The organism is Mesorhizobium hunchu (assembly GCF_040081975.1).
In the GTDB taxonomy this organism is placed as follows: domain Bacteria; phylum Pseudomonadota; class Alphaproteobacteria; order Rhizobiales; family Rhizobiaceae; genus Mesorhizobium; species Mesorhizobium hunchu.
This window is the reverse complement of record NZ_JBEBMG010000007.1, coordinates 96,491-111,688: the sequence shown is the minus strand read 5'-3', so window position 1 is coordinate 111,688 and position 15,198 is coordinate 96,491. Positions and strand designations below refer to the sequence as shown.

The window sequence follows — 15,198 nt, the reverse complement described above, 5'->3', positions numbered from 1 at the left end:
GCGTATGGGAGGTCGGAGATTTGTTATGACCCACGCACAGCTTGCACATTCCAGGGTGGTCTCAGGCTTCGTCGATAGCCTGCAGGAGCCACGTACGCCCTATATTTCACCGAAGCGCCTGTCGCAGGCGCTTGGCGTGAAAGTGGCCAATCTGGCGCAGCTTACGGGAGTTCATCGCAACACGCTTCGGAATCCGGCATCTGAGCGCTTGCAGGGCCGGATGCGCGAGATGGTCAAGGTGATTTCGGCCGCGACGGAGCTTACCGGGGACGTCGACAAGGCGATCTACTGGTATCGCAATGAACCGATTGCTGACTATGGCCATCGCACGGCAGCCGAGCTCGTCGCGGACGGCCAGGTCGAGGCGGTTCTGGCCTTCATCCGGGATCTCGAGAACGGGGCGCGCGGGTGAAGGTCACCCGCATCGGCCCGGACGAGATCTTCCATCGTTATCTGACACCCAAATGGGCTTTCCTGCCGACTAGCGGCGCAGGCGCGGCGATTGACGGCGGTCGTTTCAATCGGCCAGGCGTCGAAGCGCTTTACCTATCCCGGTCGGCCCAGACGGCGCTCGAAGAATACAAGCAGGGCACCAGCATCACCCCACCGGCCACCCTTGCCGCCTACAAGATCACGCTCGCCGAAGTGGCCGACCTTTCGCAGGGGTTCGACCCGGACATCTGGGGCGGCGCCTGGCAGGAATGGGCTTGTGCCTGGCGCCAGATCGCTCGCATCGAAAAGAAAATCCCGCCCTCGTGGAAGCTCGCCGACCTGGTCATCACGGCCGGACTTCGCGGTATCCTGTTTCCGTCACTGCGTCATGCCGGCGGCACCAACCTGGTGATCTTTCCGGCCAATCTTGTCGACGGCGATCATGTCGCGGTTCACGATCCCGAGCATCGGCTGCCGCACGACCAGTCGTCCTGGTCCTGAGTGATCGCCTGTCTCCGTGGTCGCAGCGCGACAACGCCCCGCTCACGGCCCGTCGTCCTCAACGACATCGCCTTCGCGGTTAGCCAACCCGGCTGGAATGTCGCCGGCCAGCAGCTTTTCCTTCGACAGCAGCCCGGCGTCCTCGAGCGCCTCAAAATCCGGCAGCTGGCGCAGCGTGTCGAGCCCGAACTGCGACAGGAAGTTCTTGGTCGTCACATAGGTGTAGGGGGCGCCCGGCTGCGGGCTGCGCGGCCCCGAGGTGATCAGCTCCTGCGCGCGCAGCGCGCCGATCAGGTCGCGCGACACCTCCTTGCCAAAGAAGGAAGAAAGCTCACCACGCGTGATCGGCTGGAAATAGGCAATGCACATGAGGACGAGCGCCTCCGACTGCGACAGTTCTTTTGTCCCCTGCCTCGCAGGGGTGCCGAAGGCGGCGTGGATGGCGTCGCCAAAGAGTTTCTTGGTCCGGTGCTGCCAACCGCCGGCGACGGAAACCAACTCGTAGGGGCGGCCGGCGAGCTCGGCGCGGATGTCGTCGATGACCAGGTCGAGATTGCAGTTTTTTCCCACCACCCGCGCCAGCACCTCGCGCGGCACAGGCTCGCTGGCGGCAAAGATCACCGCTTCCACGCGGCCCATCCATTCGCGCCAGCGCAGTTCCGGCGGCAGATGTTCCAGCTCGGTGTCCAGCAACGCCGGCTGCTCGTCTTTCTTGCGGCGGACGGAGGCTTGGCTCATCGCTACAGCCCAAACAGCCGGAAGGTCGGACGGCCGGAGAGCTCGCGCACGGCCCCGAGGTGCTGGAGGCGCTCGAACAGGCGTCGCGCCGCAAAGCGCGACAGGTTCTTTGTCACAAGCGATCCGGCCACGGCATCTTCATTCAGGAGCAAAACGATCACGTCGCCGGCGCCCTTGGCGCGCAGTTTGGGCGCCACCGCCAGCAGTTTTTCAGCGCGGCGCGACAACTCGGCCGCCAACCGACAAGCCTCGGCCGCTCCCTGAACCAGCGCGACGCAGACCGCGCGCTCAAAACCCTTTTGCCCGGGTCGGATGCGCGTGCCGCCGCCGGCCTCGGCGCGGAAGACCGGGCCAAAAGCCCGCGCTATCAACAGCGGCAACGGCCGCGGCCAGCGCAAGTCCCGCGCCAGCACCAGGTCGGCGAGCCACCAGGCAAACAGCTCGGCATCGGGCCGCATGGCGACGACGTGAGTGGCGATCGCCGCCGCCGCGAACGGCGCCGGGCGTTGGGAGCCCGCCAGTTGCTCGATCTGCGCGCAGAGGTCGGTGAGAGCCTCATTGTCCCAGGCGAGCCCGAGCATCTCGGCCACTTTTGCCAGCCGATCGGCGCTGACCGCCGGCGGCTGCAGCACCAACTGGCGCCAGGCGCCAAAAATGGTGCCGGCCGGACCCGGATCGGCGCCGGCCGGGCAAAGCTGCCAGGCATCGCGCAGCGCGGCTTCATCCTCGGCGCGGCCGGCGAGCCGCATCGAGGCGGCGGCACAGTTGAGCGCCAGCCGCTGGCGCCAGGCGCCGGCCCAGGCAGGTTGCGCGCGGGCAAGCGTGTCCAGCGAAGCCAGTGCGGCTCCCGCCTGGAAGGCGGCGGCCGCGTCACTGGGCGCATCCCGGCCTAGCGCCCAGGCCGGAACGGTGGGCGGCGTGAGGACGGACGTAGCGATCGCTGGATCGAGGCGAATCATGCTTTCGAGGGTAAAGCGGCGGTGCGCTTTATGCCATCTCTTCCGTCTCAAAACGCACAGCCTGTCGTGCCGACAAAACGAACGATAATCTTGCATTATCGGTCGTTATTTGGGTGTGCAGCATGAAACTGTACAACTTGACACCGGAAGCGCCGAAACATACACTATCGGCACCCTGAACGCTCCTGAAGGACAGAAAAGATGCCCCGCGCCGCCGTCAGCGACAGCCAGCGCATGTCGTTTCGCATCAAGCCCGCCGATAAGGCCATGATCCTGCGCGCCACCGAAATCGCCGGCGCCGCCGGCATAACCGATTTCGTGCTGAGCACGGTGCTCGAAGCGTCGCGCGACATCATCGAGCGCAACGACCGCATCGTGCTGTCCGAGCGTGACACGCTCAAGGTCCTGGAAGCGCTGGAGAACCCCCCTGCCCCGAACGAGAAGATGATCGCCGCCGCGCGCGCCCTGCCGGCGGATCTATGAGTCTTCCCGATTGGCGCGAGGAACCGGTCGGCCGCCATCACGATCGGGAAAGCTTCGACTGCGGCGATCACGCCATGAACGGGTTTTTGCGCAACCATGCCCGCAAGAACCATGAGCGCGGCGCCTCGAAGACGTTTCTTGCCGTGGCGAAGGGCGATGCGGCCATCCTCGGCTTTTATACGCTCAGTCCCGCCGAGGCTGAACTCGAACGGGTTCCGGAAGAGCTTAAGAGAGGCCTCGGCCGCTACGCGGTTGGAGGGTTTCGCCTGGCGCGTATCGCCGTGTCGCGAAGTGCGCAGGGCAAGGGACTGGGCGGCCAGCTGCTGATGGCGGCGGGCCTGCGCTGCATTCGCGCCGCCACCGAGGTCGGCGGAACACTGATGTTCATTGACGCCAAGGACGAGCGGGTTGCGAAGTGGTATCGGTCCTACGGCGCCTTGAGCCTCGACGATCGGCCATTGTCCCTGTTCCAGCCGCTCGCTTCCTTCGAAGCCGGCTTGCGCCTCGGGGGAAAACTGTAGCCATGGTGTCCCAGCGCAACGCAGACGAGGTTCCTGGCAACGATCTTCCTGACATCGTCGACGTCGTTCGGGAAATGGGCCGCGTGCCCGAGCAGCAGGCCAATGCCGCCCAGGCGCCCTCCCCTCCCCTTCCGGTTGCCCAGAATTCCCGGTTGCCCGCGCATCTTGACGCGCTCGCCGGCCGCGCCCGCGATTACGTCGAAGCGGCAAGCTCCGCCAATACGCGGCGCGCCTACGCTGCCGACTGGCGCCATTTTGCCTCCTGGTGCCGCCGGCAGGGCATCGAGTTGCTTCCCCCCGATCCGCAGGTGGTCGGCCTCTACATCACCGCCTGCGCTTCGGGAAAGGCGACCGGCGACAAGAAGCCGAACGCCGTGTCGACCATCGAGCGTCGCCTCTCCTCGTTGACCTGGAATTATGCTCAGCGCGGCCAGCCCCTCGATCGCAAAGACCGGCATATCGCCACCGTCATGGCCGGTATCCGCAACAAGCACGCCTCCCCTCCCCGGCAGAAGGAGGCGGTGCTGCCCGAGGATCTGATCGCCATGCTGGAGACGCTCGACCGCGGCACCCTGCGCGGCCTGCGCGATCGCGCGATGCTGCTGCTCGGCTTCGCGGGCGGCCTGCGCCGCTACGAGCTCGTCGGGCTGGATTGCGGCCGCGACCAGACCGAGGACGGTCGCGGCTGGGTGGAAATCCTCGACAAGGGCATGCTTGTGACCCTCAGAGGCAAGACCGGCTGGCGCGAGGTCGAGGTCGGTCGCGGTTCTTCCGATGCGACCTGCCCGGTGGTCGCGCTGGAAACCTGGCTCAAGTTCGCCCGCATCGCGCATGGCCCGCTGTTCCGCCGCGTCACAGGCCAAGGCAAGGCGGTCGGCGCCGACCGGCTGAACGACCAGGAAGTCGCCCGTCTGGTCAAGCGGACCGCGCTCGCCGCCGGCGTGCGCGGCGATCTGCCAGAGGGCCAACGCGGTTTGATGTTTGCCGGCCATTCGCTGCGCGCCGGCCTCGCCTCATCGGCCGAGGTCGACGAGCGCTACGTGCAAAAGCAGCTCGGCCATGCCAGTGCGGAGATGACGCGCAAATACCAGCGCCGGCGCGACCGGTTTCGGGTCAACCTCACAAAAGCGTCGGGGCTGTCAAACGCCGCCTCCCCGGCCGTGCTCAGTGCGCAGCTTCCTTGTTATTGGCGACCGCAGCGTCATCGGACGACAGTGCACGCAGCACGGCCTCCGGCTCCCGGTCCATGACACGAAGCAGTGTCCGGGCGGCACCGCTTGGTTGCCGCGTACCCTGCTCCCACTTCTTGTATCCGGAAGGGCTGGTTCCGAGCACGGTTGCCATCTCGCCCTGAGTCAGATCAAGCTTCTTTCGGATCGCCTTTGCGTCCACTGCGCCGACGTCGACAGTGTGGACCTTGACGCCGGGAACGTCCTTCCCCTGTGCATGCGCCAAGGCTTCCGACATGGCCTGGATCAGATCGGCGCCGAACTTTGTCATCTCGCTCATGTCCTGCTCCTGTTCGCGGCCTTGATCGCCTTGGCAAACGCGGCAACCGCTTTCGCTTCTTCCGGCCTCAGATCAACCTTCTCATTTTTGGCGTATACCAGCAGCGCGTAGATTGGTGCGTCATCGCTGTACCAATTGTAAATGACCCTCGCGCCGCCGCGTTTGCCCTTGCCTTTGACACCGAATCGCACCTTACGAACGCCACCGGCGCCTGGAATCTCGTCACCCACCTGCGGATTGGCTGCCAGAAAGTCGATCAGTTCCTTCCGTTCGTCGTCGCTGAATAGCTCCGCCGCCTGCTTGATGAACAATGGTGTCTCAGCGACGGTCTGCATGCGCTTCCTATAACCCAATGGGGTATATATGAGATCACGCCGAGAAGAGTCAATGCCACACTCGCTTCAGGGCGTCTCCGGCGGAGTCTTTGTCCAAATCTATAACGATAGAAGCGCAGGAGAGGGAACCGCGTGCGGTGGGCTACGCGGCGATCGTCCACGCAGCACGGTTCCGGCGCATTGCGATCCCGGCCTCGCCTGTAGAGGCGCCAGCACGGCGTCAGCGCCGGCTAGACGCCCGTCGTCGTGCGGAGCCACCGCCTGGTGCACTTAACGGCCCCGCGTGAAATCACCAGTCAGCTTCAGCGGCTGCTTGAACGAACACGACGCGGAGAAATCAGTACGTGGTCCGTCATCGGTGAAAACCCGTTGGATCGGGCAAGGTGCCCTGACGGTCGAAGTGGAGTGATTTCCAAAACAATGGCTTCGGTCAAGCCATGGCGTCCCCCGGTCGTCGCAACCGGAGCCATGCTATTGCCGATAGCTCTGCTCGGTATGCGACGGGATAAGATCCTTAACCGGGTGGCGGCTGCTCGAAAGGATGGGAAGGATGATGAATACGGGTTTGGATATGCCCGTGGCTGGGTGGATTCAGACGATGGGGGAAGAGGCGACCTCAGTCGGAGTTTATCCTCGACAGGTCGATGAAGAGCGCACCCCGCTACGGGGACTTCGAGTTATTCGACGTTTGCGGAGGCGAGGGGCAGTTTGTTCGGATACTGCGGGCCAGCGGCTTCCAGGCGGCTGACGTCGGCTCGATGGAATCCCCGCCTGATGATGCCGTCGTCGTGATCCGGAGCCGACGGCCATCTTGTGAGCGCGAGGTGGCTTCCCTTTTGCCGCGGCAGCTGTGATCGTGCGGTCGCAATCTTAGCCCGGTCGGAATGCCGATGCTGCGATTAGATTTCGAAGTAGACCTTGGGCGAACAGTCTGGTGTCCTCGAAGTTCGGTGTTACGATCCCAGTTTTGATCGTATCGATAAGCATGTGGTTTGGACTCTCCTTCGTATGCAACGGCTTTGAAGTTCCCCGCTGGGAACTATCACTGGCAAGGGTCCTGATTGCCGGCAGGATCCTCCTCCAACAAAGTTCCCAGCTGGGAACTTCCCGTCTCTCCCGTCCGATTTGCCGGATAATCCCGAATCGGGCTAACACTGGCTACGGTAAATAGTCGAATTTCGGTATCTCTGCGTAGTTTCGACAGCGTTAATGGCTTGTTTACCACATCGCCCCTCAATAACAGGTGTGGAACAAGGGAGAATCGGGTGACGCGTCATCTAAGCAGTTTGCAATTTATGAACACCTTCTCGACGAAACTCGAGAAGGCGCTCAACAATCTGCAATTGGCTCAATATCCGCCGGACGCCGTTCGGACGATGAGGAAGTTCACCTCGACGGAAGTCGCAGCGCTGCTTGGAGTGACCGAGGCATATATTCGACAAGTCTCCTTGAAAGGGCAGGGGCCAGAACCCGAAACAACAACAAACGGTAAGCGACTGTACTCACTTGATCAGGTGCTCGAACTCCGTATGCATCTGGCCGAGAAGGGGCGCAAGAAATGGATCAATCCTCGCCGCGTCGATGGTGAGGAATGCCAAGTCATCGCGATCACCAACTTCAAAGGCGGTTCCTCGAAAACCTCGACGACTATCCACCTCGGGCACTGGCTTGCATTGCGTGGCTATCGTGTGCTCGCCGTGGACATGGATCCTCAAGCGTCGCTGACCAGCTTACACGGCGCGTTGCCTGGGTTCGACTACCGGGAAGGAGATTCGCTCTATTCGGCTATCCGCTACGACAACCCTATACCGACGGATCGGATTGTTCATAAAACGCACATCGCTGGGTTCGACGTGATTTGCGCTGGCCTCGAATTGACAGAGTTCGAAACCGCTGTTGCGCTTGAGATGCGGAAAACTGGCGGCACAGGCTTTCTGCTCAGGGTTTCGCAATCACTCGAACAGGTGACTGACAACTACGACGTCGTCCTACTCGATTGTGCGCCTTCTCTCAACTTCCTGACACTCTCGTCACTTACTGCAGCTACAGCCGTGTTGATCCCGGTTCCAGCCCACATGCTCGACGTGGATTCCACGGGTAAATTCCTGGAATTGGCGGCTTCGTACATGCAGATTCTGGACGCGGCCGGATCAGGAGCGCACTGGGACTTCGCAAAATTTCTGATCACCAAGTTTGAAGGCAATGACCATCCGCAAGCCAACATGCAGGCTTTGATGCGGCAGGTTTTCGGAGACGACCTATTGCTCAATGCTGTGGCCAAGTCGACGGCGGTAGCCGACGCCCTCACATGGAAACAGAGCCTGTACGAGGTACAGAGGTCCCGTTTTTCAGCACCGAAGACGTATGATCGGGCAATCGAATCCATCAATGCAGCAAATGCGGAGATCGAGGGACTGATCACGGCAGCATGGGGGCGCGAACAATGAGCCGCAAGGATTCCAAAGGCATGTTCGCCGCCGTTCTCGGTCAGCTCGGTACCGAGGAAGCGGAAACAGTAGCCGCTGTCCGCTCGACGTCGCCTCACCTGATGAAGGTCGCTGCGGGCGTTCGTCAGATGCAGGAAAGGAGCGAGTTGGCGGAAAGACTGCTGAAGGACGGCGAACAAATCATCGAACTCGATCCCGACGACGTTTTGCCTTCAACGATCCATGATCGCTTCGAAGGGGCATATGATGCAGCAGCCATCGCCGAGATCGTCGAGTCTATGCGGGAAAGAGGACAGATCGTTCCAGGCCTTGTCCGTCCCGCTCCTGGCCGACCTGGTTCGTTCCAGATCGTGTACGGCCGTCGTCGGTTGGCCGCGGCACAGAGGCTCGGGATAAAATTCAAGGCCACGGTTCGTGAGTTGACGGACGAACAGGCTGTCGTTTTCCAAGGCGAGGAAAATAGTGCCCGGCAAGATCTCTCCTACATAGAAAAGTGTTCCTTCGCGCTCGCACAGCAGAACGCCGGCTATAAGCGGGAGACCATCTGCGCGTCCCTTGCCACCGGAAAGTCGCATGTTTCAGAAATGATCAAGGTCGCGTCATCGATCGACCGGGAAGTTGTCCAGTTGATCGGCGCAGCGCCCGCAATCGGGCGAGGACGATGGGAAGACTTCGCACGCCGCTACGTCATCAAGGGAAACGCCTCCAAGGCCAAAGATTTCATTAAGAAGGGCAAGTTTCTCGAAGCCAGTTCAGACGATCGGTTCAACCTGCTGTTTTCCGCATTGCCCGAGGACGGAGTTTCCCTGGAAACTGGGAAATCGGTTGAGGAGAAGCCGAAGCAGAATACTTGGGCTCCTGAAGATAAATCGGTCAGCGTTCGCCTGAAAGATAACGGAAAAACGGCAACGCTTGCAGTTGGGTCGACCGACGGATTGCGCTTTGCATCGTTCATCACTGAACAGCTAGACGACCTGTATCAGGCATTCCGGCTGTCTGAACCAAAACAAACAGGAGACTAGAAACCGCAAAAGAAAAAGGCCCCCGAACGGCGAACCGCGGAAGCCTCTCTCGTATTTGTAGCAAGATCGAGAATCGCAAATCCGCGAATCACTGTCAAGAGTCATTGGCGTCGATTCGGCGAGCAGATTTCTTTTGCCCAATGAGAGGGTGAAGGAAGAACATGGAAACGGGCATTGCAACGACGCCTTTTGGGCGGCGGCCGATGTCGCTCGCCTTACTGGCAGCACAAAACGAGGCAAATGAAATCCCCGATGGTAAGGCCGTCGACAAGTGGCAGGCCTACCGGGATCTGTGCGAAGGAAAATCTGTCGTCGGCGTCGGAGACCGCGCTCTCGCGGTCCTGGCGGCCTTGCTGTCGTTCTATCCTGACGACGAACTGAGCGAGGAAAACGGCCTGGTCGTGTTCCCGTCCAACAGACAGTTGATCCTGCGCGCCCACGGTATGTCGGAACCGACCTTGCGGCGGCACCTGGCGGCTTTGGTCGCGAACGGTCTGATCATCCGCCGAGACAGTCCGAACGGCAAACGATACGCTCGCAAGGGCAGGGGAGGGGCTTTCGAGGAGGCCTTTGGTTTCTCCCTGGCACCCATGCTCGTGCGTGCTGACGAGTTCTCAGCGGCTGCTGAAAGAGTTCGTGCGGGTAACCGCGCGCAGAAACTCATGCGAGAACGCATCACGCTGCACCGCAGAGACATCAGCAAGCTGATCGAGGCGGCCGTCGAGGAAGACGTTCCGGGCGACTGGGGCGGTCTCTGGAGGCGGTTTCGGGCCATTGTGGACGCGATCCCGCGCCGTTCGGCCGTTGCTGATCTCGAGTCGATTGTGGGCGATCTGGCTGCGATCCGTGAGGAAGTGGATATCCTTCTGAATTCTCACATGAATGTCGAAGATTCAATCGGCAATGACGATCGAAATGAACGGCAGTATTCTGATTCAAACACCGACTCCCTTATTGAATTTGAACCTGCTTTAGAAAAAAGCGGGGCGATGGCCGAGCCTAGACGAGAACCGCAGGAGCCGCCGAAGGGCTATCCATTGGGATTCGTGCTGAAGGCTTGCCCGGAAATCATCGACTACGCCGTCGACGGGATCGCCAGTTGGCGAGATTTAATGGCGGTGGCCGCCCAGGTGAGGGGATATCTAGGGGTCTCGCCGTCGGCGTATGAGGATGCCTGCCATGTCATGGGGCCGGAAAACGCGGCCATTGTCGTTGCCTGTATCCTGCAGCGCGCTCAGCACATCAATTCGGCTGGTGGATATCTGAGGGCGCTGACCGAGAAGGCGAGGGCAGGGGCGTTCACCGTCGGGCCTATGCTGATGGCGGCATTCAAAGCGAACGGCTCAACGGCAAGGATGGCGGGATGACGGTGTGCGCAGATGGAGGACCGCTTCGTTTTTAGCTAACGATTCTGGATTTCTGGATATAATGCTATGCGGCTGCCGCACCTGATGGGCTATGGTGCGCCCCAGAGAAACCCACGGCCGGACTATTGATGGACAGGTCGAAGGCATCGCTTGTGAACCGCAGGGAGGCGGTAAGGCTGTTCGCCGCGACGGCGGCGTCCCTGGCGCTTCCAGCGATCGGCAGGGCCGAGGAAGACAAGGTCTTCAGGTTCGGGCTCACGCCTGTCTTCCTGGTCAACGACCTCGAACTCCTCGATCATTTGCGGGGATATCTCGCCTCGCGTCTGAAGGTCCCGGTGGAGTTGGTCACGCGCCGGACCTATCAGGAAATCACGGCGCTCCTCGTTTCGGGGCAAATCCAGTCGGCGTGGATCTGCGGCTATCCGTTCGTCGCGTTCCGCAGCCAACTCGACCTGGTCGCGACTCCGTCCTGGCGGGGGAGGCCGCTGTACCAGTCGTACGTCATCGTCCATCGCGATAGGCAGGTGGACGACTGGACGGGCTTGCGTGGGGACGTCCACGCGTTTTCCGATCCCGATTCCAATTCAGGCTATCTGGTCACGACGGCGCTCCTTGCCGAAAACCGGACGACTCCCGATCGGTTCTTCTCTCACCATTTCTTCACGTACGGACACCGGAACGTCGTGCGCGCGGTGGCTTCCAGGCTGGCGCAGTCGGGCAGCGTTGACGGATACGTCTGGGAGGTCATGCGGGAGACGGAACCCGACCTTGTCGCACAGACGAAGGTGCTCCGCCGTTCGGAATGGCTCGGCTTCCCTCCCGTCGCGGCGCCGCGGCTGCTCGCAGGCGACCCCAGGCTCGCCGCCATCCGGGACGCCCTCACGGGGATGAAGGACGATCCGGAGGGGCAGGCGGTCCTCAAACTGCTCAGGCTGGACGGATTCGTGGTCACGGAGCCTTCGCTCTTCGACACGATCGCCGCCAAGATGGACGTGGTGAGGCGGCTGGGATGAACGTTCTGCGGGCGTGGGGCTCGATCCCGGTTTCCTATCGCGTTCCGGTTCTCGTCGCGCTGCTGATGGTCGTCGTCAGCGCGGCGATCTCCGAACGCGTCCTCGACCGCCTTTCGCAGACGCAGGAGGCGGCTCTCGACGGCCTTGCCGAAACCTACCTGGACGGACTGTCGGCGGCCATCGTTCCCGCGGTGATGCGCGGTGACGTCTGGGAAATCTTCGATGCCCTCGACAGGACGACGACCGCCTATCGGTCGCTCGCCCCGCTGGAGACCGTCGTCGCCGGTGTCGACGGGCGGGTGCTGGCGGCAAGCGACCCAGGCCGGGTTGCGACCTATTCGCAGCTTCCCGCGGATTACGTCGCCCAGTTCGGCCTGCGGAGCGTTTCCATCGACAGCGACACCATGGCCGGATCGACGCGCCGCGACCTCGTTTACCAGGGACAGAAGGTCGGCGCCGTCTTCGCATCTTTCGACGTGTCGCATCTCTTCGCCGAACGCCGGGAGATCCTCGTGACGCTGCTGGCTACGAACGGCATGCTAGCGGCGGCCTTTGCCCTCGGCGGCTTCCTGCTCGTGCGCCGGATAACGGCGCCCCTGGGGGTACTGGAAAGCCACATGCGGTCGGCGGCGAACGGGATGGCCCAGCCGATTCCTCCGGCAGGAATACCGTCGCGGGACCGGGAGGTCGCGAGCCTTTTCAACGGCTACAACGCGCTCGTGCAGGCCCAGCGCGACAGCGACAGATTGGCGACGCAGCTTGCGGAGGAGGAAAGACTGGCCAGCCTGGGGCGCCTCGCTTCCGGAATGGCGCACGAGATCAACAACCCGCTGGGCGGTCTCTTCAACGCGATCGGCACCCTGAAGGCGCACGGCTCCGCACCAGGCGTGCGTGAGACCTCGATCGCCCTTATCGAGCGGGGCCTGCAAGGCATCCGCGATGTTGTCGCGGCGGCGCTCGCCACGTACCGCCCGGAGAGGTCGACCAGAACGTTCGCCGTCGCCGACCTCGAGGACGTCCGCCTGCTGATGACCCCGGAACTGCGCCGGAAGCGCCAGCGCCTGGAATGGAGCGTGGACCTGGGAAGCGGCGAAGTCGCCCGCGTCAACGGAGCACCGATCCGCCAGGCGCTGCTCAATCTTCTCCTGAACGCGAGCGCGGCGACCCCGGAAGGTGGGGGGATCGCCCTGTCGGCGGCCAGCAGGGGAGGCGAACTTCGTTTCGAGGTCAGGGACGAAGGCCCCGGCCTCCCGCCGCACGTCGCCCGGATTCTGGTGGCGAGCGAGCCAGGCCCGATCGTCAGCGCCGGCGGCGGGCTTGGCCTTTGGATGGTACGGCGGACGGTCGACGAGTGCGGCGGAAGGATCGCGGTCGCCGACGGGCCGAACGGCGGGACCGTGATCGCGATGTCCATTCCGATAGCGCAGGAGGAACGACGCTTCGATGCTGCATGAAAGAGGAATTGGGCTGGTGGAGGACGATCCCGTCATGGGCGGGTCGCTCGTGCAGCGGCTGGAACTCGAGGGCTGGAAAGTCAATTGGTGGCAGACTGGCCGGGCTGCCATGACGGAGCTTCCGGCGACAGCGGGTTCGCTCGATCTCGTCGTCTGCGACATCAAGCTTCCGGACGTCTCGGGAGAGGAGGTGTTCCGCCAGCTTGCTCGGGAGCCTGGGATGCCTCCGTTCCTCTTCGTCACGGGATTCGGCGATATCGACCAGGCTGTCAGGCTCATGCGGGCGGGCGCGGCCGATTTCCTGACAAAGCCCTTCGAGATGGAAGCGTTCCTGAAACGGATCGAGGCTGGTCGCCGGCTGTCTGCTGGCAGCGGCCCCGCCGCCCACACGCTTGGCGAATCCCCGGCGATCCGCAACGTCGAGGATGTCTTGAGACAGTACGCCCGGCACGAGCTGCCGGTGCTCGTCACCGGCGAAACGGGTAGCGGCAAGGAAGTGGCCGCCCGCCTCCTGCATCAAATCTCCGGACGCGCCGCCGAACCGTTCGTCGCCGTTAACTGCGCCGCAATCCCGGCGGACCTCATGGAAAGCGAGATATTCGGGCACGAGAAGGGAGCCTTCACAAGCGCGCAGGCGCGCCATCTCGGTTACGCGGAACGTGCCGGAAAAGGCACGCTGTTCCTCGACGAGATCGGCGATATGCCCCTTTCGCTCCAGGCCAAACTGCTGAGGTTGGCCGAGGACGGGACATTCACCCGCGTCGGCGGCGAGGTTACGATACCGTTCAAAGCGCGGATCGTGTCCGCTACCCATCGCGACCTGGCCGGGGCGTCCTCCACGGCGTTCCGGGACGACCTCTATTTCCGCCTGGCGGTCCTTCCAGTCGAGATTCCCCCTCTGAGACGGCGGCACGAGGACATCCTGTGGCTCATGGACCACTTCCTGAACAACGCCGTCGATCGGCTCGATTCCACCATCAGGGGCTTCAGCGCCTTGGCCGAGGAGGCGGCGCTGGCTTATCCCTGGCCCGGCAACGTCCGCGAACTCAGGAACAGGGTGGAGCGCGCCGTCGTTCTCGCCGGGGCCGAGTGGATCATGCCGGGTGACCTGTTTCCGGAACAGTTCGGAAAGTCGACGGCTGAAGATTTTGTCCCTCTTTCGATGGTCAGGGATGCCGCGGAGCGACGACAGATTGAACGGGCGCTGGAAAGAAGTGGCGGCAAAACGACGACGGCGGCCAGGCTGTTGGCAGTTTCACGGACCACACTGTGGGAGAAGATGACACGTCTCGGACTGTTGCCGCCGGAAAAAAGCTGAAGGAGCTTGGAACTCTCGGCATGCGGATCGGCTAGGAGTTCGGCCTATTTATGCCTCCAGACCTTCCATGCCGAGATCAACAAAATGGCCGCGAGGGCGGGCAGCAGGACAGGGCTTGGCACGATACCGAGTAACTTCCCGCCGATGAACGCGCCGAGGATCGAACCCGCTGCCATAGCAAGCAGGAACCCTCGATTGCGACCAAGAACGGCAAAGCTCTGGTCGCGGCTATAGCGTGTGAACGCGACCAGCATCGTCGGCAGACTGACGGCAAGCGACAGGCTTCCCGCCAGCTTGATGTCCGCTCCAAACAGCAGGACCAGCGTCGGGATCAGCAACTCGCCTCCCGCGACGCCAAGAACCGATGCGACGACGCCGATCACGAATCCCGCACCTACGCCTGCTACGATCTGAGCCGTTCCAAGGAAAAGCGGCCGGCCCGCCGCAATGTCGTGGCCTGCGACCAGGACAAGGGCTATCGCGACAAGCAGCGCCGCGATGACGCGATGCAGGGGTTCGGAGCGCAGGCGGGTGGCCCAACCCGCTCCCAGCCAGGCACCCAACAGGCTTCCTGCCAGAAGGTTGACGACGACCGGCCAATGCGTCTCGATCTCGTCGAGAGGGACCGTCCCGGCTCGGAACGGCAGCGCGAAGCCAACGACGACGAGACTCATGGCCTTGTTCAGGATGACCGCCTCAAGGGGAGCGAAGCCGAACAGCCCGATCAGCAGGGGAAGCCGGAACTCAGCGCCGCCAAGACCGATCAATCCGCCGAGCGTGCCGATGAGAGCGCCGCCACCGAAAGCGGCGGAACGATTGCCCGAGACGGAAGAAATCGTGTTCATTGCTTTGTATCTCAACAAATACAACGCTTGCCAAGGCTACCCGTTCGCACGACTTGCGCTGCGCGAGAGCCCGCCTTCGCCGCCGTTCGGATTTACGGACGCCGCCGCCATCGGATGTAAGGAATCCCGAACGTGCGGTGACGGCGCGAGCCTGTTTTTCGTTCGAGAAGCCCTGAATCCCGGGAGCCTGCCCAATTGGCACAGTCGTTGCTCCTGTCTTTCCCGAAGTCATCGTATCAACACGGGAGGGACTT

16 protein-coding genes are annotated in these 15,198 nt (G+C 62.5%); 11 read left to right on the top strand and 5 right to left on the bottom strand.

Annotated features, from left to right (window positions below; genetic code table 11):
• The first annotated feature begins 25 nt into the window (after positions 1-25).
• The gene (locus ABMA46_RS14320) at positions 26-412 is read left to right on the top strand and encodes a hypothetical protein (RefSeq protein WP_349000310.1); all 387 of its coding nucleotides are present in this window, start codon (positions 26-28) and stop codon (positions 410-412) included.
• The gene (locus ABMA46_RS14315) at positions 409-933 is read left to right on the top strand and encodes an RES family NAD+ phosphorylase (protein WP_349000309.1); all 525 of its coding nucleotides are present in this window, start codon (positions 409-411) and stop codon (positions 931-933) included. The genes ABMA46_RS14320 and ABMA46_RS14315 overlap by 4 nt, the downstream gene beginning before the upstream one ends.
• A gap of 42 nt (positions 934-975) precedes the next feature.
• Here ABMA46_RS14315 and scpB read toward each other — a convergent pair whose 3' ends face one another.
• Both scpB and ABMA46_RS14305 read right to left on the bottom strand, forming a co-directional pair.
• Entirely contained in the window at positions 976-1,671 is a 696-nt protein-coding gene (scpB, locus tag ABMA46_RS14310) for an SMC-Scp complex subunit ScpB (RefSeq protein WP_349000307.1), read from the bottom strand.
• A gap of 2 nt (positions 1,672-1,673) precedes the next feature.
• On the bottom strand, positions 1,674-2,630 hold the full coding sequence (locus ABMA46_RS14305) for a DUF1403 family protein (protein ID WP_349000305.1): 957 nt from the start codon (positions 2,628-2,630) through the stop codon (positions 1,674-1,676).
• A 201-nt stretch (positions 2,631-2,831) separates the two neighbouring features.
• Here ABMA46_RS14305 and ABMA46_RS14300 point away from each other — a divergent pair, with 201 nt between their 5' ends.
• The 3 genes from ABMA46_RS14300 to ABMA46_RS14290 are packed head-to-tail and all read left to right on the top strand — an operon-like array spanning position 2,832 to position 4,884.
• Positions 2,832-3,113, top strand: a complete 282-nt coding sequence (locus tag ABMA46_RS14300; protein ID WP_349000304.1) for a type II toxin-antitoxin system TacA family antitoxin — start codon at positions 2,832-2,834, stop codon at positions 3,111-3,113.
• Positions 3,110-3,634 carry a GNAT family N-acetyltransferase gene (locus ABMA46_RS14295; protein WP_349000302.1) on the top strand — a complete coding sequence of 175 codons (525 nt, stop codon included), beginning with the start codon at positions 3,110-3,112 and terminating at the stop codon, positions 3,632-3,634. The genes ABMA46_RS14300 and ABMA46_RS14295 overlap by 4 nt, the downstream gene beginning before the upstream one ends.
• Positions 3,635-3,636: 2 nt before the next feature.
• Positions 3,637-4,884, top strand: a complete 1,248-nt coding sequence (locus ABMA46_RS14290; RefSeq protein ID WP_349000300.1) for a site-specific integrase — start codon at positions 3,637-3,639, stop codon at positions 4,882-4,884.
• On the opposite strand, the gene ABMA46_RS14285 is transcribed toward ABMA46_RS14290, so the two are convergent.
• Together ABMA46_RS14285 and ABMA46_RS14280 are read right to left on the bottom strand one after the other, a co-directional pair.
• Positions 4,799-5,143, bottom strand: coding sequence for a helix-turn-helix domain-containing protein (locus tag ABMA46_RS14285; RefSeq protein ID WP_349000298.1), 345 nt, complete (start codon positions 5,141-5,143; stop codon positions 4,799-4,801). The two genes, ABMA46_RS14290 and ABMA46_RS14285, sit on opposite strands and share 86 nt — an antisense overlap.
• The gene (locus ABMA46_RS14280; RefSeq protein ID WP_349000296.1) at positions 5,140-5,478 is read right to left on the bottom strand and encodes a type II toxin-antitoxin system RelE/ParE family toxin; all 339 of its coding nucleotides are present in this window, start codon (positions 5,476-5,478) and stop codon (positions 5,140-5,142) included. Before ABMA46_RS14280 ends, ABMA46_RS14285 begins: the two co-directional genes overlap by 4 nt.
• Positions 5,479-6,743: 1,265 nt before the next feature.
• Between ABMA46_RS14280 and repA the strand changes: the two genes are divergently transcribed.
• The 6 genes from repA to ABMA46_RS14250 all read left to right on the top strand — a co-directional run bounded on the left by repA (position 6,744) and on the right by ABMA46_RS14250 (position 14,099).
• Positions 6,744-7,925: a plasmid partitioning protein RepA gene (repA, locus tag ABMA46_RS14275; RefSeq protein WP_349000295.1), complete on the top strand. Its 1,182-nt coding sequence runs from the start codon at positions 6,744-6,746 to the stop codon at positions 7,923-7,925.
• Positions 7,922-8,947, top strand: coding sequence for a plasmid partitioning protein RepB (gene repB, locus ABMA46_RS14270; RefSeq protein ID WP_349000294.1), 1,026 nt, complete (start codon positions 7,922-7,924; stop codon positions 8,945-8,947). Before repA ends, repB begins: the two co-directional genes overlap by 4 nt.
• 161 nt (positions 8,948-9,108) lie before the next feature.
• Positions 9,109-10,314, top strand: coding sequence for a plasmid replication protein RepC (gene repC / locus ABMA46_RS14265; RefSeq protein WP_349000292.1), 1,206 nt, complete (start codon positions 9,109-9,111; stop codon positions 10,312-10,314).
• Between the two features lie 128 nt (positions 10,315-10,442).
• Positions 10,443-11,327, top strand: a complete 885-nt coding sequence (locus ABMA46_RS14260; RefSeq protein ID WP_349000291.1) for a substrate-binding domain-containing protein — start codon at positions 10,443-10,445, stop codon at positions 11,325-11,327.
• A 65-nt stretch (positions 11,328-11,392) separates the two neighbouring features.
• Positions 11,393-12,781: a sensor histidine kinase gene (locus tag ABMA46_RS14255; RefSeq protein ID WP_349000290.1), complete on the top strand. Its 1,389-nt coding sequence runs from the start codon at positions 11,393-11,395 to the stop codon at positions 12,779-12,781.
• A complete protein-coding gene (locus ABMA46_RS14250; RefSeq protein WP_349000289.1) occupies positions 12,771-14,099 on the top strand; it encodes a sigma-54-dependent transcriptional regulator in 1,329 nt (442 codons plus the stop codon). Before ABMA46_RS14255 ends, ABMA46_RS14250 begins: the two co-directional genes overlap by 11 nt.
• Positions 14,100-14,143: 44 nt before the next feature.
• Here ABMA46_RS14250 and ABMA46_RS14245 read toward each other — a convergent pair whose 3' ends face one another.
• Positions 14,144-14,944 carry a sulfite exporter TauE/SafE family protein gene (locus ABMA46_RS14245; RefSeq protein WP_349000287.1) on the bottom strand — a complete coding sequence of 267 codons (801 nt, stop codon included), beginning with the start codon at positions 14,942-14,944 and terminating at the stop codon, positions 14,144-14,146.
• Positions 14,945-15,198: the final 254 nt, after the last annotated feature.